Here is an 18688-nt window from a genome sequence, read left to right as displayed (position 1 = left end):
AAATTTATTACCTTTACTATACCATTTTATTATATTTTAGTCAATAAAATAAGAAAAAGAGAGCTTACACACTCTCTTCCTGTTCCCTCTGCATATGTCGTACAGCACTTTTAAGGCTTCTGTAAGCCGAAGGAAGCCCTGCTCTATCATCTAGTAAGATATTATAGTAAAGCTTTTTACCGCCCTTACACGGGATAAAATCAGGCGTTTCGTTAATAGAATCAAAAGGTACGTTGTTTTGCTCCAAGTATTCTTTAACAAAAGCCAGTTCATTATCCTTTCTTGCCGTGTAGACCATTAAATACGCTCCATTTTCTTTACACTCATGAAGCAGCTGAATAACTGACCCGTATGTTTGTCCCTCTTTGTGGTAATCGTAGACCGTATTATCAAAATCGTATGCCACCACAATAGAACCATACTTCTCCCACTCTTTAATTAAGCGGTTTGTTACGTTTTGTTCGTCTAAGTAGAAATCAGAACCATCTTGAACATTCAATAACTCCAACAAAACCTTTCTACTAACTTGAAGACTCTCCATACAGAAGGAGTACGCAAAGCCGTCTACTTTCTTTACTTTAATTGCTTCTTTTAACTCCTCAATCGTGTTTATTGTACCCATATCGCTATCTATCCTCTCTTTACATGTATATGTATCTACTACCTTGTGCCTCTTTTACCCAACGACCGAACCTAAACCACCATAAATGTAACCATCAACCCACGACTCCGCCTCCTGCCAACTTTTAACCCGAACAATTCCCTTAGGTGTAAACCCTTGGTTATACGGCGTATCGAACAAAATAACAGGAATTCCGCACTCCTCATGGACTTCTAATGCCGTCTTGTATTTATCCTCAAAGAATATATCTATTTTTTGCTCCAGAACCGTATCAACTTTAGACGTTCGACCCACTAACCTGATTCCGTTGTATATAAACCCATTCTCCTGCAGCCAATCCTCCGAAACATCTAAAAACCTTTCGTTTCTGGCACTAATAAAGAAGATTTCATTTTGTTTTGACCAGGTATGTAAACTTTTGAAAGCCCCGTCCGCTACTACAGCTTCTTTATATAAACCTACCTCATTCGCAACAAACCAACCCCAAAATTCATCCTCAGGCACATCTACAAACCTACCTAAATTGTAATCTGTTATATCCTGCAAGGTTAACTGCAACCCGAACTTCTTATTAATTGCAGGTAAAAAGGAAGACGGGGATGTAACTGTCCCGTCAATGTCTACCCCAAATCGAACCATCTTACAAAACCCCTTTACTTTTCATCTTCTTTATTTTTAATTGTTACTGGTAACGGACTAACTTTAACCATGTCCTCATGTAACAACTCTAGATGCCTCTCCCCGTACGCATATAACTCTTGTATGGACTTTATTCTCTCCTTTTCAATCAACGCCCTTATCCCCTTCATTGTCCCAAAAGAACCATTCAGCGACCAAAATAAAGGCTCTCCCTCCAGTTCAGCCCCCTCATCTACGCTGCGAAATTCCTTTTTTGCATAACTTACAGTATGGACTCCGTCTTTCACAAACGGCTCAAGCGCATGAAACCCCTTAGCCTTGAACTCGGTAACACCCGCAAGTTTATCCTCTTCTGACTCGTACTGCACCGTAATAAGACTATCTACTTGGTGACCAATTAACTTACCTTTCATTTTACATTCCTCCCGTTTGTTGTTGTCTTAAATATACCATATTATTATATTTTAGTCAATAGAAAAAGAGAGCCATTAGACTCTCTATAATCTCCCGTTTCTCCACTGTTCATTTTCTTTGCAGCGCTCCATATGCTCCGCATGTCTCTTCTCTACATCATTTCCTGCCTCTGGTAATTCTAAAACGTTTCCACAATCGAAATCATCCCCATATGTATCTGTAACTAAATACCCTTTACTTTCCCAACCCTCTTGCTCTTTAACCGCCTTATCCGCAGCTTGATTATAACTAACCGATACCTTTTTACTCACAGCAAACATCCCCTTTATTTTTGTTGTTTACGCTACTAACTCTGGATTATCATGAATATTCCCAACAACATCGTAGGTCACATTTAACTCGTCTCGTACACCACCATGTTTAGATACTTCCTTGACTGTATACCCTGCGTAATTGTATTCAACCACACCTATATACTTCTTAGGGTTATTGAACCCGTAATTAATCCCCTCAACCAAGTCATCCTCATAAATCTCTTTTCCGCTCTTTCTAGACTTTAACCCAGTAAACTGACCGACTTTTCCCCACTGAACAGGGACTGTCCCAAGACCCGGAGCCTCAATATACGCCAACTCGTCTTCATAGTTTAAAATGGCACTTCCGTATACCCACTTTGTATCTCCTAAATCCCCAACTGGTTTACCACGGAACTTAATTTCTCGCACCATGTTTACCCCTCGTTTCTCTTATTTGATACCTTTACTATACCAAATTATTATATTTTAGTCAATAGATGGAACAAAAAAGAGAGCCATTAAACCCCCACTTTTTCGTTATCTTCACATTTGCAGTTACACTCTGATGTTTTACCTGTCGCAACAGATAACCCCCACAGAATGACTAATGAAAACCAACTATTTGTTAAGTAAAACACAAACCCTGTAAGCGCCAATACCCCAAATACAATTAGTACCGCTGCCGTATTTTCGTTCATACCTACATCTCCTCGTCTTCGAATATTTTCTTCTTACTTCTAGCAACAACACTTCCCGTTATTGTTAAATCACTGTGTTGTCTTAAAAAATACTCTAATTCAAATGCCATAGATGGCTCGTGTTTAATCTGAGCAAACAAAGTACCTTCAATATCTACAACCACGACCACATCATGCGTATTTGGACTACTTAGAATGTCCCCAATTCTAACCCATTCACCCTTCTTTGTTGTACACCCTGTACGTAAATCCATCACATTTCCCCCTCTTTAGGTTTTCGTATCATTTCAGCGTTGTATTTATACATACTTGTTTCTTTAAACCCGTGCTTCTTATAAAACCCTTTCAGCACTTTCTTACCTACACCGAATTTAGGCTCAATATTTAGCTGCACAGCGTATTGGTACTTATCTGCAATGTATGTTAGCTGCTCCATCATCTTCGTTCCCAATCCTTGCTCTCGCTTATCGTCCGGAACACCGATGAACGCTAGATGTATTGTACTGTCATCGTTTAGATGTAGCTCAAACTTAGCGCCCGTATTCATATCGATTAAGAAGTTTCCTAAGTAGATATATCCAAAGTTAAATCGGAACTCATTTAGAATAGGTGAGGAAGTTAGACTCTCAACAAAAATCCCAGACATTACGTCCCTAAACTGCTGTTCACGTTTCTCCTCTAGCTCTCTCAACTCATCTTCTGATATATTTTTAAAATCAATCATTCTATCCGCCCTCCGTATTTGAAAAGGTACTGGAATCAGTACCCTCTATAGCCTGTCATATCTCCGTCGTGTAAACGAACTCCAACTAACGCAGGATTATTCACCAACGCTACCCTTATGGCATCATGTAAATCTATTCCACTGTAGTAGTGAAGGGATTTATGCCCCTTTTTATACTCAATTTCGAATAGATAATGTGTAATGATATCAAAATCTAACGCATCCACTCTACCTACACCATCTAAGTATGTCTTGTTATCTTTTAAACTGTTTAGTAACCCTTCTGCCTCGCTAACCGTTACTTGCGTTGCTTTTGACGGGATGACCTTATTGTCTTCTTTAATTGTTGTCGCATTACATTTACCCACTAACGGACTACCATGCCATATCTTTTCAATAGTACCCTCTTGGTCTAACGTGTAGTACAAGTGCATTACATCAACACCCTCACGGCTAAATCCACGTTCATCATTTTTCTTAACCATAAATACTTGCAGCTCATCTACTTCACCGTAATACTGAAAACCATATTTCATAACATTTCCTCCTTAGTGGATGTTTGTTTCGTTATTTATAATATACCAGTTTATTATATTTTAGTCAATAGTTATTTATTTCTCAAATTAGCCAATATCTTTTCTGTTCTCTTTGTTGTGCATCTGTTACATAACCTCTCACCGTTACTGAGTGTCCCATGTGAACCCCAGAACCTGTTAAACCAAGCCTTACACTCAAAGCAGAAAAACCAACCCTTTTTCTTACGCAACCTTTTTGTTTTTGGTACATGTTTATAGAACTTTCTCCCTATACTTAGGTATACAAACTTGCCTTTACGTTTATATGAAACATAAAAGGACGTTCGTTTATGTATTCCTTTCAACACACTCACCATCCTGCACTCATTTTCTCCTTTTAATATACCATATTATTATATTTTAGTCAATAGAAGACGATAAAAAAGAGAGTGTAAACACCCCCTTTTTAGAACGCCTTATATACTAACGCTAACATTAACATCCCTAGCATAACCACACCGACACCTAACATCGGAATTACCATGAAATACGTACCTTTCTTTACACGCCCCTCGGCGTTATCAATATCTTTATTATGTTCCTCTAACATAGTGCTAAGGCTGCTCCCGATGCTTATAAACCGATTGTATACGTTTAACCCCAAACTACCTATCATAATTACAAAACTAACCAACATTACTTTATAGCTTAGTAAAAAGAAACTGGTAAACAACAATACTACACTACCTATAAACCCGAAGAATGCGATGTCCGTCTTTCTCTCTCGCACTGTATTTTCCATCCTAAAACCCCTCCTTTATTTACGCACTCTTCTTGTACCAATCAGGGTTCGCCAAGATTTCCAATGTCTTTAACAACATATCTGTTTTGAAGTACCCGATATGGCACTCCGCTCTTGGAATCCCTAATAAGTCCGATAATCTCCCATACGCTGTGTTCCTATGTAATATCCCACTTTTCCACGTAACGTCAAACAGGTCGTGACACGCCCGTTTCAGCACTTTCATCTCTTTTGTTGCCATAACCCCTAAAGGTCTGTTTGTCCCCTTGTGTACCCCTACGCTCGCCGTACAGTTACGACACAAGTATATTTTTATGTTTGCGTATTTCTTTTGACGATATAACTCCTCCGCCGAAGTAAATACGACCCCATTCCCGCAGTAGGGACACACTTCTGGAATTTCTATTTTTGACATCTCTATTCCCTCTCCTATCTCCTATTCAACCACACATATACCGTAACCAACAAAGGTGCAATAATCAATGTAACCGCTAAACTAAGTACCCATAGTTGCTTTACTATCGTATATGCTATAACGCAGATTAAGAACGCAAGTAAATTAATTGCCCAAACCCTAACCAACCCTGTTATATCTTCCTTGTTCATAACAACCTCCTGATATAAAAACAGGGAATCAGTTCGATTCCCCATATCCGTAAAACTCTTTAAACATTGCACGTAACTCATCACGAGTAAATGTTTTTCTTAGTTCTTCTAACTTTTCACGCTTTGTTTGAATATCTTTACGGAATTGTTCAAGTTTCTGATACTCTTCTTCAATAACATGCTGTGGCGCTTCCCAGTATGTATTCTCGTAATACTCTTTTTCTGCGCCTTCAAGTACCTGTTCTAACTCTTTCTTTTCCCTAACTACTGCGAAAAATTCTTCTTTTGTCGCCATGTGAAACCCTCCTATGTACTTCCTGTTTTTATTTTACTGTAATTCTCACCTTTGTACCATCGGATAACTTATCAAGTTTGTTCCCTACGTAAGAACCTGCCCCACGGTTATCAGACGGGTCAATTAACTTAACGTGAGCGCCTTTTCCGCCTTCTTTACACATCGCCATCGGAAACTCGTCTCGGTCTTTACCTTTAACCGTTTTAATCCCTGCTAGTGACTGCTTACGACGGTCAGCCGCACCTCCACGGTCGATTGTACAAATATCCGTATGCCCTTCTTTAATTGCCTCTTTAACATGCTGTGCCGTTTCTGGATACTTGTCAGACGGTATTTCGACCACCTGAGCGACTTTCTCGCCGTTGCTGCCATTTACTTGTTTTGCTTTTGCATCGCCTTGTTGCGCCGTACAGCCCGCTAAAATAGACCCTGCAATTACTAACCCGCTAATTGTTTTAAATACCTTTTTATAGTTGAACATTTTCATCATTCTCCTTAGTATGTAGTTTTGGTTACGCTACGTCTTGGTAGCAAATCCTTGCGCTTGTAATTCCATATTGCTTAATCAATTTCCACGCTTCTTCATATGTAACTCCATCGAATCTTTCATCCGTATGGCATCGATACGTCCCCGTATCTTCCATAAAGAATGCAGGGGATGACATATGAATCCAATGGTCTTGCTTACCTTCCACCAACTCTTTTAACTTTTTCTTTGTTACCCGTACCACATACCCTTTGATTCCTAGTGGCGGTGTCATTTTAACCATCCCCTACAACTCCTTTGTTTTTCTTATCTGTCTTTACTATACCAGTTTATTATATTTTAGTCAACAATTATTTAGAAGAAAGAGAAGGCGAAACTCAACCTTCTCTTCGTAACACATCAGCCTTATCGATTGTATACGTTGAAAATGCCTCTTCAATCTCTTCTAACGTATACCCTGCAAGCTCACCTAATCCTACGTACATGTCTAGAAGCCAACGAGTTGTGTACCCATCTTGTTCTTCACGTACCTTTTCTACTTGTTGCAACAATAAGAAGAATTGTCTCGTTATAGTGAACGCCTTATTTGTATTTACGTTTTCGCCCTCAACTTCGTCATCCTTACAAACACTTAGTATGTAACCTAACCCCTCGACATACGACTCTAGGAACTGTTTGCTCTGCTTGTTGCCCACATTTAAGGACTCTACCTCATCATGTGGGTATTTAAACTGCCCCCAAATGTTCATACATTCCGTAAGGCAGGAAACAAAGTTCAATAACCTATACTCCCTTGTTTCTTCCCTAGTTACACCTCTAACACTAAACTCCTCTGCATCTACCATCTCTTGCATATGTATCATAAAATCGATTTTCATATGTATTCTCCTCCCGTTTATATACCTTATTTTACTCTGTTTTATCTAAAAATTCTCGTACAATAAAATCGAAATCGAACCCTAACATATCACCTAACCCCATATATACTGCTAGTAGATAATCAAAGGATTCCATAGAAGGTTCTCGTTTTGCACGTAACGTCCACTCATACGCCATAAAGAACTGCGTTTTTACACTCCCGCCTTGTATAACCCCTACGTAGTTCGGGCTTACACCAAAATCTTGACAGAGTCCTATACATTGCCATAACCCCTTGATATACGCCATTAACAACGGATTCTCGTACACCTGACCGCCTTTACAGTCCGAGTTCTGACAAACCCCATTCTCTGGTTTTTCATCTTCATAACCCGTACCCCCGCAGTTTTCGCAAACCTCTGTAGCTTTTACAGCCGTAATCGGCTCCTGCGTCATCTGGTAGTATTTATGACCCTGCCAGTTATTCATACACTCCCCAATATCCTCTAGCAAACCCATTACACGCTCGTCAAACACCTCAGAGCGCCCAACTTCGCTACATACTAATAACTCATCTTCTGTTCTCTTTTGCAACTCGAACATGTCTTTCATACCTTTTGTTACACGAACTCCCATCTTTAATTCCTCCCTCGTTTTGTTACCTTTACTATACCACTTTATTATATTTTAGTCAATAAATTCCCGAAATAAAAGAGAGCCGGGAACTCTCTGAATTTTAAATAGGTAACTGTAGACCCTAGCGTAAGGTTTACGTTGCCCTGCGATTGTTGTTGTACGTACATTATATAATATATACATATAGATGTAAACGAATCCTCACACCATCTTCTTACTCTTACGTAGGCTCTTTACACCTCTAACTACCTTAGCACCAATGCCCCAAACGATGCCTCCATACAGCAATAACAGTACCAGGGCTGCCGAAGATGCCGACACATATCCTAACAACTTATTTGCTACTCCACCATCCTGTATGAGTTTATAACCGAAATCTACTAAGAACGCACAACCTATATTCGCCGCAATTACACTTACAGCAAACCCTATATATTTATCACGGTCTCCATCCATATTTACAACCTCCAACTAATAATCAACATGTTTTACCTCATTAACCTGCAGAGATAGAATTTTACCATCTGAAAACGCCCGATACTCTAAGGTTTTCGACCCGTCTTTTGCCCAAACATACACATGTTTTCCGCTCGCCACTGGTGGATACTTAATCATATGGATATCGTAAACCTCCCCATCTGCAGCATCCTGCCACTTCCCAGTACCGATAAGATGTGTAATCTGATTTACCTCAAATTTTACCCCATTAATTGAAAGGACATCGCTCAACCTACTCACCCCTCTTAGTTCCCTATAGTCAGCAGTACCCAAGAAATCTGAACCACACCCAACAGCAGGTAACCAAACCCTACCGCCACAAGGAATATACTAAAGAAAAACCATTTACTTTGTAACCAACCCTCTTTATTTTTATCGTCTAAGGCTATACCCGTAGTCACAACGAGTTTACCTGACGAAAAAGAAAATAGATAAAAACTTAACATTGCTATAAATAAAGATACGGATGCATACAACGGACTGCTCATAAACTCCAGAAGGCTCATAACAACCACATCTTCTTACGTTCTAACCAAATTTCCATCACCATACTAAGTAACGCAAACTCACCTGTAGCCGCTATAAGTCCCGTCCAACCAGTCACATAGACATACAACCCTTCACTGAACGCACTAAAATCAGAACTCATAAAGTCACAATAGAGCAGCAACATCACCGCTAACCCAATTAAACAAACGTTCTCCGCTAGACTCATATTTTTCTTCCATCTATCCACACTAAACCCTCCCTCACTCGTTACTTAACTCAAAATGCTCCATATCCTGCGTTAGTTCTGCCCCGCACTTCGGACACTCCACAGAAGCCGTTCCATCTTCCCAATCTTCTTTATTGAGTAACACAACATCCTCCCAGTTACACTCGTCCGGCTCTTTGTACCAGTCATGTAAACCCTGTTTCCACTTAGCAGCACCTACATAACACCCGCAAGACGCATGTACTTTTACTTTTGGATACTCATCAGGCGTTACAGCCCCTGCATCTTCATTATCTACACTTTCAAACCAAACACCAGATAGTTTAACCAACCTCTTTCCCCTCCCTACAATCGAGATAATATAGTCCTAACCCTATCGACCCAGATTAGTAACAACTCCCCTATAGCTATCGCAAGGACTACTACGACCATAGGGAACACAACATACTCCGTAAGTGCATGATGAAATCCTTTTGATTCTATAATCACATCCGTTGTTTTAAACCAACTGTATGTACACCAAGCACCTACAACCGCCGCCAAATACATAATATCCTTTGACCACGAGAGGATTGTACCTGCCACTAGCCAGAACCTACGCCCCATCAGTCGTCCACCTCCAATACTTTATACAGGTTCTTAACGTAGGCTTGACCTACACTTACACCATCCCCATATAAGTAATGAACCCGGTTCTCGTACTCCTTTAACCCGGTGAACATGTACGTCTCCCCGTTTGGTTTCCTCGCCATGTACATATGGCTAAACGAATAGGCTACATACCCTCTTCGCTTCCCAACGAGTCGAAACCCATACTCCGAATTGCCCATATCCTTTAGGAACTCATTCAAGTCCTCGTATGTTTTTAGCCCCTTTAACCTACTGTTTAGCCTGTCCTTCTCCTGCTTTACCTTTTCCTCATAGGTTTTGTACGTTCCCATTTAGACACCGCCCTTATAGCATTTTATAAGCCACGCACTTCCATTCACTGCCTACCTTTTGAACGATTACTTTAACCTCTTCGGTGTTATGTAGCTCCGCAGCGCACTCGTAAAACGTATCCTCTGTTAACACTACCGTTTTACTCTTTATACCTCCGCCGATTTTGGGAAAACTTCCATAGAATAACTCCAACACCCTATCTCTATCGGCTTCATTTACAGCAGGTAGGGCAAGATACGTTTTCTCGTACAAGACCTCTCCTGTACCCGTACCTCTAATTTGTGTCTCTAACCCTGCTAATACTACCTCAAGCTCTTGTACTGCTGTGACATCCTTGTTGATTTTAGCCAACTCCTGCAAGGATGCCAGTACACTCAGCGGATTGTACCCTAACCTCCGAATCGTTTTAAGCAACTCCTCTTCGTACTCCGTAATTACCATACTCCTGCACCTCTTATTTGTAGATTTTGCAGTCCCAGTAGTCTTCCGTAAACCTCACGGACATTGTAACAACCTCGTTTGTCCCTAACCGTACGTAACGTTCAAAGAACCCCAAATCGTGTTCCCCAAACATCCCGATAACTCCATCCCACTCAGCAGGGAAGGTCTCAACAAACTTTTCAACTACTGCATCAAACGTTGTCCAATGGCTATACTTCTTCTCATGGACAACTCTCACATCTTCATCAACTCTTGCAACCTTTCGGACAGTGTCCCACATCGCTCTCATACCCTCCGGCGATTCCGCAACTACCTTGTCTGCCTTTAACCTGCTTATTGTTTTCGCATCCTCTACCATCTTATCGTTAAAGTCCATAAGTGCTAGCAGCGTATTGTTTCTATCCCCATCTGACTGGAACGTTGTATTCGCCAAGATGTGCATGTGCGCCAATACTCCCGCAGCTATACCTGTGTCCGGCACTGTATATCTCTCTAAAAAAGATGCTCTCTTTCGCAAATCCCTCATCTTCATTACCCCCTTCTATTTGATGTACTGTTATCTCTGTCCCTTTTCGTAGGCTACGCACATCCACCCATCGTACGTATAGGTAAACTCCACTCTCAGTTTAGACCCATCCCCCGTTTTAATATATCGAGAAAATGCACCCAACACATTTGCGCCATACACCTCTAGGACTCCCCCGCCCCATCTCTCTTCTTTAAAACTATCGAAGAACCTAGTCATGACTTCAAATAACGTCTCTTTCTTACCGTACACCGCCGTTACTCGAATCTTATCTTCTACTGGTCTATCTTCCTTAAGGAGTTCTTTCAGCTCCGGAAGTATACCCAACCCCTCGCTTTCCGACCCCATCTTCCTTTTGTGCAACTCCTTGGCGCTAGCCAACATCCTATCATTCAGTTCCTTCACAACTGCCATCGATATCCTCTTATCACTCAGGGACTCAAATCGGTGGTTTGCAGCCGCATCAATCCAATTCAAATCCTCAGGTGTTAGCAAACCATGAGTCGCACCAAAGTCATCAAGGTTGTAATCAAATCCATTGGAGTTCATTACACCCCTCACCTCACCTTCCGTATTCTATAAAACCCATTTTACAGAACTTTTTTATCTTCCTGTCTACTTCGCTTATCAAAACTCGAAAATTTCTTCATTTATTTAAAAAAAGAGAGGCAAATCCCTCCCTTTTTACCAAATCCACTCTACTTTTTTGCTGTTAGCTTTGCGTAACCACGCTTTACAGAGCCATCCTCGTCTAACATAGTATAATTTTATTTCTACTGTACTTCCGTTATCTAATTCCAAGATATACCCTAAGTCCTCTGTATTTTCCTTCCTGTAAATACGAACTTTTTTACCCCAACAGGTTGGGAAGCGATAAATAAACCCTCTCAGTGCCGCTTTAGCTGATAGCCACCAATCATCAAGCACTATTCTTGTTGATTCGTCCACAGTCCGAATAAACTCCTCCACATCTTCATTTATAGTTTCGTTATTTTTTCTCGTGTCTTTAATGATTTTACTTACTTCATCAAGATTATCACTACCTAAACAAGTATCTATACTGTCTAAACTCTCTTTGTAATGTTCCACTTTTACTTGCAGCTTAGTTATCGTTTGCAACACTAAGTCCCTATCAGAATTTGACTGGAACTTCATGTTTGCAATCTTAACCATAAGTTCTTGTATACTTTCCTTATTATTTTGACTCATGTACTTCACACCACCATTCACCGGGGAATTTCAATATTGAAACTTCCACCTTTAACCCTGAGAGTAACGTTACCTCTTTTGTGTAACCTTTAACTCTATGTGTTCCGTTACCATACATACGTACCACCTCATAAAGTGGTGTTGCAAACGCAACATCTCCCCACACATCAGGAAATTTCTCAGCCAGTATTTTATACGCAGTACCTACCTTAACGGCATCACTACCGCTCGGAATCGACATTGTAAGTAATGGCTCTCTTTTGTTCTCTTCTTCCACACCACTGCTAACATCCTGCATCGCTCGTCTTGCTATCTGCTTCGCATGGCTTATAGGTTTATCGTCTCCGAGTTTCATAATATCTTCTAACGCTTTTCGATACATGTCTTCTTTTTCATTACGGTCAATTTTGTCTTTATTTACACCAGAGCTATAACCACTTCTCTTAGTTACACGATATGCGTTACAAACCCAAAACGTTTTAATTCTTGTTCTCAGAGTAATTAGCTTACATACAATATGCATATAACCTACATTTTTAAATTGGATTACTTTTTCATAACTGTCCCAATCAACAACTTCAGATACAAACGGGAAACGTCTTATATGGGACTCCTTTACAATGTCTCCCCAACTTTCTGGAAACTTTTCAGCAAACTCCGTATGTACTGCGTTAACCTCCGCTTCGATACTATCGTACTCATATTTTCTATCCATCTCCAACCTCAGCGATGTTTCCTCACTAAAACTGAATTCTCTTCCGTTACTCATCCCATATTCCTCCTATCTTATTTTAGCAAGGATAACCCTCATTTAGATTTCCTTGTGCATCTTCATAATAAAATTCACCTTCACAACAAACTTCTTCTATCGTTTCAAAATCTTTTCCTTCGCCAATCTCAATGTTGTTCTTCTTTATGTAATCCTTTGCATCTTCTATATTCTCGAACTCTTCTGCATTTGGACATTTGAAGATATCGCCAATCTTTTCAGCCGTACCCCCTGCCATATTCCCTCTATAGTAATAATCGTGATAAACAAGGTCTGCACCACAACATGGACACTCCATCAATAACCTCTCCCCGTAGCGGCTGCTATACGTTTATAGTCCGCTTGTTTTTGTTACTTTAACTATACCAATTTATTATAATTTAGTCAATATTAAATCGTTTAAGAAGAGTCCTACGGCGGTAGGACTCCTCAACTTAAGGAATATCAATAGAATTCTAACAGAAGTGTCCCGTCAAATTTAACTTGAACGTACCTCCAGTATACCGCAACTTACCGTCTTGTATCTAACCCTGTTGTCACTTTCTATACTGCGTCTCTCACTTCACATACCCAACTACTGTCCGTAAACTCCACTATCACCTTCAGAATCATCCCGGTATCCGTCAATACAACCCCTTTATGCTTCTTTGCCTGTAGAAACGTATCCGCTACGTAGGAAGTTACAACCGAACCTAAAGTATCCTTAATATCTTTAAAGAGCATACCCACAACCTCTTGTATACCTAAGGAACCTGAGTATGTTTTTATTACGGGTGAGTTACTCAACAGGTTTACCAACTCTAGCTACCTCTAACCCAATGGTCTCATCCTTACTTATATACACATTCCCAACAAGATACCTGCATCCTTCTACCGTTATAATAGAGCCATGACCTAAAGTCCCATCATCGATATTTAAGTCCTGTAAGGAATACGTCCCTACATATGAAGTCGGTAAAAATACCTTGTACTTCGACTCCCCAGTTTTCGTTATCGACCTCTCGTAACAAGCTAAAGCGAACTTAGCGATTCCCTTTGCAGTAGCCTCGTCTTCTATACCGTTTTGAATATATTGAACAAAATTGTTTCTATACTTAATCGAACCAGTTAAGTACGGGAATTTTGCTGTAATGTAATGCAAACCTTCCTCGTCTACAGATACCCAAAACTCTGTACCGTCACCTGCTTTATAGTTAGCTATCTCTTTTGGCTCAGCTACCATATTTACTCACCCTTTCCAAAATACTAATTCCTTTAACCAACTAGCTGATTATCTGAATCGATTCCTTATCAGGACATAGAAAAAAGACACCTCCTAGAGATGTCTTACCTAATTGACGCTTCAATCTAATACACCATCACCCAGTGCATCCTCACCCATACTTACAATAGCATCGGCTATCTTGTTTGCTTCTTTTCGGAACGCCTCATTTTGAGATAATGTGTTATTCAACGCTGCTAATGCATGACAAGGGTGAAAATTAACCCCTCGAATCGCCTCTACCATAATTCTCTCGGAATCTGTAACCTTCATATCCACCAATGTAATCCACCTCTACTCTTTATATCTTATTCTTCTTTAAAATGCTTATCGTAAAAGGAATTATCTGCTCCCTCTGTGCAGTGTTTAATAATATGTTGCTGCTCTAAATCGTTTTTCGCACGTAACACCCTAACCACCTCAGGCTCGTACGGGTTACCCACTTTTATATTTGCATGCCTTGTTTTATACCATTTTCCTTTTGTAAATACCTTTTTACCCGAATCTTCATACTCTTGATTTGGATTTAGATACACATCTTCAATACAACGTACCCCCACACTTGCAGCCCCCTTAATCTACTACATCAACAATAGCCTTCATTGCTTTTATAATCTTTCGCTGTGTAGTTGGTGTCTTTACTAAAATTTCCTCCAATAGTTTATCTATTTCATTTACAGGCATTTCCCCCTCAATATCGATATCCTCACCCATCACATAGTCAAGAGGAACACCCGCTAACTCTGCAATTTTTATGCTTGTTTTACGAGAAGGACTGCGCTCTATAAACTCATTTTCCCACATAGAAATGAGAGACTTTGCACTTACACCTACTTCTTGTGCAAAGTCTACCTGTACCATATTAAGCAGGTTTACACGTATATGCCGAATCCTCAGACTAACAACTCTATATCTCATATACTTCCCCCGATACTTACTTTACAAGGCTTTATTTTACCCCATGTACGCTTTCCTTACCTCATTACGGAAAGACCTTTAGGCTTTGACCCTACAAAGAATGCGGGCGTTATTTCGCTTTTGTGATACCATTCTTTCTCGCCCATACCTAATACACGCACTTCATCGCCATGAACTTCGGATACACGACCGTAACCATACCCACCGTTCTCGACAGCATCACCTATTTTCCACCCATCGAGCATGCGTCCATCTGTCTCAAATACACCAGTACGCTCCTTAATTCTAATTTCCTCAGGCGTAGCTTTTCGATATATCTTTCCACGGTTTGTAAAGAAATCACGCAGTAACTCAATATCGCTTTCTTTCGTAATCAGTGTCATATCATTCCAAACTACATCTATAACCCAGTCCCCTACAGTTAACGCTTCAGTTTTGAACATTTCAAGGCACTTTCTTCTCAGTTCATCTTCAGGTATATTCCTGTCTTCTTTTCTACCCGCTATATCTTCCCCTAATGTATTTACTGTAACCTTATCGATAACATATGAGTCATGACCTATAACTTTACCGCTCTTCATATCAATATCGATATCACCAGTTTCTTTCTCCCAAAGACACGCATGTCCATGACTTACCACAATTTCCCCGTGCCAATCTCCATTTTCTACATAGAACGTTGTACCTACAGGTAACTCCATAACATCTAGGGCTGTATACGTCGTACCCTCATCAAAAGGTAACGGCTCTACACGACCCGCTAGATATTCGATTCTTATGTCTACCTTACATCTTTTTCCTCTCTCATCTGTAAGCATTCGTGGGTTATCTAAATCTCCTGCTATAACTAAATGTTTAACACCATCTTTAAGAATAACCTCACCATTCCAAGCCCCATTTACAACATAAAACGTTGTACCTGCAGGGAGTCTGGCAAGATTAAAGCTATAATACGTTTTCGACATTCTACAATCCCTCTCTTTGTTTACTCTTCCTTATCGTCTAACCTGCTTATTGCTGCGAGGTTCATCTTAACCCAACCAACCCCGAATCCGTCTTTACCCAAACACGACGACTCTACACGCCTTGTCACCTTACTTAGAACCTTATCCTTTTGTGAAGGGGTATATAAACCCTTACCCCTTCTTGTAACCCTACCTGCAAACCCTCGGCTTAGACTCACCATAACCAACCCTTTACTTATAGTTACCTAGCTGCTTTATTTGCTGATTTCAATTTGTTCTAATGCCACGTTAATCCCATCTAACTCATCACGTAAGCAGTTTCGTCTTTTCTTAAGTTCTTCCTCTAACTTTTCTAATGGTTCTATTCCCGTACAGAAGTGTTGATGGATTCCCTCCGTAACCATGTGAAGCGTTGGGTAGAACTCTTTTAGCTCATAATACACCTGCTCCGCCATCTTTGCGTTTGCCATAGATGCCTGACCGTTACCCCCATCCAAATCACGCTTTACCAATACTGCAGCATTACTTAATTCACTCATCTTTTTATCCCCTTTGTATTTGTATTGTTAGGTATTCTTTATTACAAAAAAGCAGGAGATTATACATCACCTGCTCCATACATTTATTATAAAATTTTTACTTATATCAAACCGCTACAGTCTTATCATTTCGTACCTTTTTCTTTCCTTTTCTTGCCACAATCAAAGTAATTGCAACAAGCAATAACGGCAACCAAAATAATGTAGCTAACACCCTCGTTACTGGCTTCCACTTCTCCGGTTTTTCAAAATACAGACCTACTAACACATTAACCAACGCTAGAGCAATACCCCACAACATAAGCGAACAACCCCTTTGTTTTATTGTGCAGAACCTTGTTCGATAATGTAAATAGGCTCTGCCTTACCGTTACCTGTATTGTATCAGCTTCCTTTATTTAAAAGGTGTTAGTTATTATCAAATAAAAAAAGGCTTCATTATAGAAGCCTTTACCTTTTACTTATCTTCCCAAAACTGTTGGAACACATAACCCATACACTCATATCTATAATCTTTAGGAGCTACCTTATGTTTTCTTTTATACTCAATAACCGCTATATGACCTCTTTCGTTGAAATCCTTATACAACGTTTCTCCTTGCGCCACTAACCAGTTTGCAAAATCCATATAGAAACCAACATCCCCGGTATTAACAAAGCCACCATTACCTTTATGTAGTTTATCAAATTCAGCATCCTTACCCCACTTGTTTACGATACCTTGCCATTCTTCCTCGATTTTCTTTATATTCTCTTTAGGTAGTTTTGATAAAATCTTTTCTAAGTTCTTATATTGCGTTCTACTTGTCATAAATTCTTTTCCTGCTTTAGATTCTTCAATAACTTCCCACATTGTTTTTTCCATTTTATACAGCCCCTATCGGTTTATTTGTTTGTTGTTTGTTAACTTACTTACAGTATACCATATTATTATATTTTAGTCAACAATTACACAAAAAAAGACCTCTTTACAGAAGTCTTCTATATTAGATTATTTTCCTGCTTCAGACGTCTCCAATCTCCATACAATTCCTCCACAACTAATCTTGCGCTTTTCATTAATCCTTTATCTTGCACTTGTTCGTATTCTCCTGCTTCCTTTGTTACTGCTGACATCTCCTGCAGCCTGTGATTTACAATGATAAATATCGGTACAGTAAAACCATCTAATCTATGTGTCACCTCAATAACCCCAGGAACATGGTCAAATTCCTCAGATAAATCAACTGCTTCAATTTTCGCAAGTGTATAAGTTACCCCATTAATAACCTTTTCCGCTTTATTTAGTCCGCCCATAAACCCCACAATACAACATCCTTTCTTTTTGTTGTTTCTATACTCATTACAAGTACCCCGGTATAGGAACATCTACCACAATACCGGGGAGGTAAGCCCTATCCTTTACATCAATCCAAGTAAGGATGTAAAGCGTAAACCATACATTCAAATCTATACTCAGACTCCCCAATTTGATGTTTGTTTACGTAATCAACGACAGCCATATGACCCTTTTCTTTCATTTCGTTATACAATTCTTCGCCTTGTACAAGAAGCCAATTTCTAAAATCCATGTAGAACCCGTCATCCCCGGCATTAACAAATCCACCTTCACTTATATGTAACTTGTTAAATTCTACATCATCATACCAAGCGTCCGTGATTTTTCTCCATTCAGTGTTTATAATTTTCACATTCTCTATATCTAAATTTGCTAAGACTTTTTCTAAATTTTCATATTGTTTTTGGCTATTTAAATACTCTTTACCATCCTTGGTTTCTTTTATAACTTCCCATAACGTTTTATACCCTTTAGACATTTAAAACAGCTCCTTAGTTATTACTTGTCTTGCTAACTTACCTATAGTATACCATATTATTATATTTTAGTCAATATGCTTGTTGTAAATCAGTAGTTCATTATTTTACTTCAAACTCGGTAAAATCCTTCCACGCATCAGGAGCAGTAAAATCAAACGACATACTGCCATCAGCAAAAGACTCCTCGATAACTACAGGATGTACAAAATAGTTGGCATCCAACCGTGTTTCAATCACCTGTTCAGCTAACCACTCTGTAGGTAGTAGGCATCGCTCCGAGAACCCGTCAATATCAACCAACTCCATTGTTTCTAAATCTAAGTATTTATAACCCGTATCTTTATGTAAGATGAAAAACATTTTCATAACCCATACCTCCAGTATTTTTCCTTACTTATACTATACCATTTTATTATATTTTAGTCAATAGTTTGTGATATATTTGAACTTCTTATAACAAAAGCAATTCCCGACGATTTTACATATAAATATACC

The 18688-nt window shown here is 39.5% G+C and carries 43 protein-coding genes; all 43 read right to left on the bottom strand.

Going from position 1 to position 18688, the window contains the following annotated elements; all coding sequences use genetic code 11:
• Window positions 1–64: 64 nt before the first annotated feature.
• The 43 genes from ACTFR8_RS24270 to ACTFR8_RS24060 all read right to left on the bottom strand — a co-directional run bounded on the left by ACTFR8_RS24270 (window position 65) and on the right by ACTFR8_RS24060 (window position 18559).
• Window positions 65–622: a hypothetical protein gene (locus tag ACTFR8_RS24270; protein ID WP_440028507.1), complete on the bottom strand. Its 558-nt coding sequence runs from the start codon at window positions 620–622 to the stop codon at window positions 65–67.
• A 54-nt stretch (window positions 623–676) separates the two neighbouring features.
• Window positions 677–1261 carry a 5' nucleotidase, NT5C type gene (locus ACTFR8_RS24265; protein ID WP_221660613.1) on the bottom strand — a complete coding sequence of 195 codons (585 nt, stop codon included), beginning with the start codon at window positions 1259–1261 and terminating at the stop codon, window positions 677–679.
• Between the two features lie 14 nt (window positions 1262–1275).
• Window positions 1276–1674, bottom strand: a complete 399-nt coding sequence (locus tag ACTFR8_RS24260; protein WP_221660612.1) for a hypothetical protein — start codon at window positions 1672–1674, stop codon at window positions 1276–1278.
• Window positions 1675–1758: 84 nt separating this feature from the next.
• On the bottom strand, window positions 1759–1986 hold the full coding sequence (locus ACTFR8_RS24255) for a hypothetical protein (RefSeq protein WP_221660611.1): 228 nt from the start codon (window positions 1984–1986) through the stop codon (window positions 1759–1761).
• 27 nt (window positions 1987–2013) lie between these two features.
• Entirely contained in the window at window positions 2014–2400 is a 387-nt protein-coding gene (locus ACTFR8_RS24250; RefSeq protein ID WP_221660610.1) for a YopX family protein, read from the bottom strand.
• Window positions 2401–2489: 89 nt separating this feature from the next.
• Complete coding sequence (locus tag ACTFR8_RS24245) at window positions 2490–2669, bottom strand: hypothetical protein (RefSeq protein WP_221660609.1); 180 nt, start codon at window positions 2667–2669, stop codon at window positions 2490–2492.
• A gap of 2 nt (window positions 2670–2671) precedes the next feature.
• Complete coding sequence (locus ACTFR8_RS24240) at window positions 2672–2926, bottom strand: hypothetical protein (protein ID WP_440028502.1); 255 nt, start codon at window positions 2924–2926, stop codon at window positions 2672–2674.
• A complete protein-coding gene (locus tag ACTFR8_RS24235) occupies window positions 2923–3393 on the bottom strand; it encodes a GNAT family N-acetyltransferase (RefSeq protein ID WP_221660607.1) in 471 nt (156 codons plus the stop codon). Before ACTFR8_RS24235 ends, ACTFR8_RS24240 begins: the two co-directional genes overlap by 4 nt.
• Window positions 3394–3428: 35 nt before the next feature.
• A complete protein-coding gene (locus ACTFR8_RS24230) occupies window positions 3429–3929 on the bottom strand; it encodes a hypothetical protein (protein WP_440028499.1) in 501 nt (166 codons plus the stop codon).
• Between the two features lie 82 nt (window positions 3930–4011).
• A complete protein-coding gene (locus ACTFR8_RS24225) occupies window positions 4012–4179 on the bottom strand; it encodes a hypothetical protein (RefSeq protein ID WP_221660605.1) in 168 nt (55 codons plus the stop codon).
• Between the two features lie 195 nt (window positions 4180–4374).
• Window positions 4375–4710, bottom strand: coding sequence for a hypothetical protein (locus tag ACTFR8_RS24220; RefSeq protein WP_221660604.1), 336 nt, complete (start codon window positions 4708–4710; stop codon window positions 4375–4377).
• A 19-nt stretch (window positions 4711–4729) separates the two neighbouring features.
• Window positions 4730–5125 (bottom strand): zinc-finger-containing protein, encoded by a 396-nt coding sequence (locus ACTFR8_RS24215; protein WP_221660603.1) that lies wholly within the window; start codon window positions 5123–5125, stop codon window positions 4730–4732.
• Between the two features lie 14 nt (window positions 5126–5139).
• Window positions 5140–5316 (bottom strand): hypothetical protein, encoded by a 177-nt coding sequence (locus ACTFR8_RS24210; protein WP_221660602.1) that lies wholly within the window; start codon window positions 5314–5316, stop codon window positions 5140–5142.
• A 28-nt stretch (window positions 5317–5344) separates the two neighbouring features.
• Window positions 5345–5611 carry a hypothetical protein gene (locus tag ACTFR8_RS24205; protein ID WP_221660601.1) on the bottom strand — a complete coding sequence of 89 codons (267 nt, stop codon included), beginning with the start codon at window positions 5609–5611 and terminating at the stop codon, window positions 5345–5347.
• Window positions 5612–5639: 28 nt separating this feature from the next.
• Window positions 5640–6092, bottom strand: coding sequence for a NucA/NucB deoxyribonuclease domain-containing protein (locus ACTFR8_RS24200; protein WP_221660600.1), 453 nt, complete (start codon window positions 6090–6092; stop codon window positions 5640–5642).
• Window positions 6093–6123: 31 nt separating this feature from the next.
• Window positions 6124–6381: a hypothetical protein gene (locus ACTFR8_RS24195; protein ID WP_221660599.1), complete on the bottom strand. Its 258-nt coding sequence runs from the start codon at window positions 6379–6381 to the stop codon at window positions 6124–6126.
• 94 nt (window positions 6382–6475) lie between these two features.
• A complete protein-coding gene (locus tag ACTFR8_RS24190; protein ID WP_221660598.1) occupies window positions 6476–6976 on the bottom strand; it encodes a dUTP diphosphatase in 501 nt (166 codons plus the stop codon).
• A gap of 31 nt (window positions 6977–7007) precedes the next feature.
• Window positions 7008–7592: a dUTP diphosphatase gene (locus ACTFR8_RS24185; RefSeq protein ID WP_221660597.1), complete on the bottom strand. Its 585-nt coding sequence runs from the start codon at window positions 7590–7592 to the stop codon at window positions 7008–7010.
• 201 nt (window positions 7593–7793) lie between these two features.
• Window positions 7794–8048 carry a hypothetical protein gene (locus tag ACTFR8_RS24180; protein WP_440028493.1) on the bottom strand — a complete coding sequence of 85 codons (255 nt, stop codon included), beginning with the start codon at window positions 8046–8048 and terminating at the stop codon, window positions 7794–7796.
• Window positions 8049–8063: 15 nt separating this feature from the next.
• A complete protein-coding gene (locus ACTFR8_RS24175) occupies window positions 8064–8321 on the bottom strand; it encodes a hypothetical protein (protein ID WP_221660595.1) in 258 nt (85 codons plus the stop codon).
• A 14-nt stretch (window positions 8322–8335) separates the two neighbouring features.
• Window positions 8336–8578 carry a hypothetical protein gene (locus ACTFR8_RS24170; protein WP_440028490.1) on the bottom strand — a complete coding sequence of 81 codons (243 nt, stop codon included), beginning with the start codon at window positions 8576–8578 and terminating at the stop codon, window positions 8336–8338.
• Window positions 8579–8592: 14 nt separating this feature from the next.
• Window positions 8593–8826, bottom strand: coding sequence for a hypothetical protein (locus tag ACTFR8_RS24165; RefSeq protein ID WP_221660593.1), 234 nt, complete (start codon window positions 8824–8826; stop codon window positions 8593–8595).
• A gap of 13 nt (window positions 8827–8839) precedes the next feature.
• Window positions 8840–9136, bottom strand: a complete 297-nt coding sequence (locus tag ACTFR8_RS24160; protein WP_440028489.1) for a hypothetical protein — start codon at window positions 9134–9136, stop codon at window positions 8840–8842.
• Between the two features lie 14 nt (window positions 9137–9150).
• On the bottom strand, window positions 9151–9411 hold the full coding sequence (locus ACTFR8_RS24155) for a hypothetical protein (protein ID WP_221660591.1): 261 nt from the start codon (window positions 9409–9411) through the stop codon (window positions 9151–9153).
• Window positions 9411–9746, bottom strand: a complete 336-nt coding sequence (locus ACTFR8_RS24150) for a hypothetical protein (protein ID WP_440028486.1) — start codon at window positions 9744–9746, stop codon at window positions 9411–9413. Before ACTFR8_RS24150 ends, ACTFR8_RS24155 begins: the two co-directional genes overlap by 1 nt.
• Before the next feature lie 13 nt (window positions 9747–9759).
• The gene (locus ACTFR8_RS24145; RefSeq protein WP_221660589.1) at window positions 9760–10188 is read right to left on the bottom strand and encodes a hypothetical protein; all 429 of its coding nucleotides are present in this window, start codon (window positions 10186–10188) and stop codon (window positions 9760–9762) included.
• A gap of 13 nt (window positions 10189–10201) precedes the next feature.
• Window positions 10202–10714 carry a hypothetical protein gene (locus ACTFR8_RS24140; protein ID WP_221660588.1) on the bottom strand — a complete coding sequence of 171 codons (513 nt, stop codon included), beginning with the start codon at window positions 10712–10714 and terminating at the stop codon, window positions 10202–10204.
• A 30-nt stretch (window positions 10715–10744) separates the two neighbouring features.
• Complete coding sequence (locus tag ACTFR8_RS24135; RefSeq protein WP_440028485.1) at window positions 10745–11263, bottom strand: hypothetical protein; 519 nt, start codon at window positions 11261–11263, stop codon at window positions 10745–10747.
• 135 nt (window positions 11264–11398) lie between these two features.
• A complete protein-coding gene (locus ACTFR8_RS24130) occupies window positions 11399–11932 on the bottom strand; it encodes a hypothetical protein (protein ID WP_221660586.1) in 534 nt (177 codons plus the stop codon).
• On the bottom strand, window positions 11910–12692 hold the full coding sequence (locus ACTFR8_RS24125; protein WP_221660585.1) for a hypothetical protein: 783 nt from the start codon (window positions 12690–12692) through the stop codon (window positions 11910–11912). Before ACTFR8_RS24125 ends, ACTFR8_RS24130 begins: the two co-directional genes overlap by 23 nt.
• 22 nt (window positions 12693–12714) lie before the next feature.
• Window positions 12715–12990, bottom strand: a complete 276-nt coding sequence (locus ACTFR8_RS24120) for a hypothetical protein (RefSeq protein WP_221660584.1) — start codon at window positions 12988–12990, stop codon at window positions 12715–12717.
• A gap of 245 nt (window positions 12991–13235) precedes the next feature.
• Window positions 13236–13415 (bottom strand): hypothetical protein, encoded by a 180-nt coding sequence (locus tag ACTFR8_RS24115; RefSeq protein ID WP_440028483.1) that lies wholly within the window; start codon window positions 13413–13415, stop codon window positions 13236–13238.
• Between the two features lie 55 nt (window positions 13416–13470).
• A complete protein-coding gene (locus ACTFR8_RS24110; protein ID WP_440028480.1) occupies window positions 13471–13914 on the bottom strand; it encodes a hypothetical protein in 444 nt (147 codons plus the stop codon).
• A 120-nt stretch (window positions 13915–14034) separates the two neighbouring features.
• Window positions 14035–14232, bottom strand: a complete 198-nt coding sequence (locus ACTFR8_RS24105) for a hypothetical protein (protein ID WP_221660583.1) — start codon at window positions 14230–14232, stop codon at window positions 14035–14037.
• Window positions 14233–14261: 29 nt separating this feature from the next.
• Window positions 14262–14513 (bottom strand): hypothetical protein, encoded by a 252-nt coding sequence (locus ACTFR8_RS24100; RefSeq protein ID WP_221660582.1) that lies wholly within the window; start codon window positions 14511–14513, stop codon window positions 14262–14264.
• 13 nt (window positions 14514–14526) lie between these two features.
• A complete protein-coding gene (locus ACTFR8_RS24095) occupies window positions 14527–14871 on the bottom strand; it encodes a helix-turn-helix transcriptional regulator (RefSeq protein WP_221660581.1) in 345 nt (114 codons plus the stop codon).
• Between the two features lie 56 nt (window positions 14872–14927).
• Entirely contained in the window at window positions 14928–15836 is a 909-nt protein-coding gene (locus tag ACTFR8_RS24090) for a hypothetical protein (protein ID WP_221660580.1), read from the bottom strand.
• A gap of 254 nt (window positions 15837–16090) precedes the next feature.
• The gene (locus ACTFR8_RS24085) at window positions 16091–16375 is read right to left on the bottom strand and encodes a hypothetical protein (RefSeq protein ID WP_221660579.1); all 285 of its coding nucleotides are present in this window, start codon (window positions 16373–16375) and stop codon (window positions 16091–16093) included.
• Between the two features lie 106 nt (window positions 16376–16481).
• Window positions 16482–16676: a hypothetical protein gene (locus ACTFR8_RS24080; RefSeq protein WP_221660578.1), complete on the bottom strand. Its 195-nt coding sequence runs from the start codon at window positions 16674–16676 to the stop codon at window positions 16482–16484.
• A gap of 156 nt (window positions 16677–16832) precedes the next feature.
• The gene (locus ACTFR8_RS24075; RefSeq protein WP_221660577.1) at window positions 16833–17240 is read right to left on the bottom strand and encodes a DUF4240 domain-containing protein; all 408 of its coding nucleotides are present in this window, start codon (window positions 17238–17240) and stop codon (window positions 16833–16835) included.
• A gap of 116 nt (window positions 17241–17356) precedes the next feature.
• Entirely contained in the window at window positions 17357–17680 is a 324-nt protein-coding gene (locus tag ACTFR8_RS24070; protein WP_221660576.1) for a hypothetical protein, read from the bottom strand.
• 101 nt (window positions 17681–17781) lie between these two features.
• A complete protein-coding gene (locus tag ACTFR8_RS24065) occupies window positions 17782–18192 on the bottom strand; it encodes a DUF4240 domain-containing protein (RefSeq protein ID WP_221660575.1) in 411 nt (136 codons plus the stop codon).
• Window positions 18193–18292: 100 nt separating this feature from the next.
• Window positions 18293–18559, bottom strand: coding sequence for a hypothetical protein (locus tag ACTFR8_RS24060; RefSeq protein ID WP_221660574.1), 267 nt, complete (start codon window positions 18557–18559; stop codon window positions 18293–18295).
• Window positions 18560–18688 lie beyond the last annotated feature (129 nt).

The organism is Bacillus cereus group sp. MYBK15-3 (assembly GCF_051916765.1).
Classification (GTDB): domain Bacteria; phylum Bacillota; class Bacilli; order Bacillales; family Bacillaceae_G; genus Bacillus_A; species Bacillus_A cereus.
This window is presented reverse-complemented; position numbering and strand designations above follow the sequence as displayed.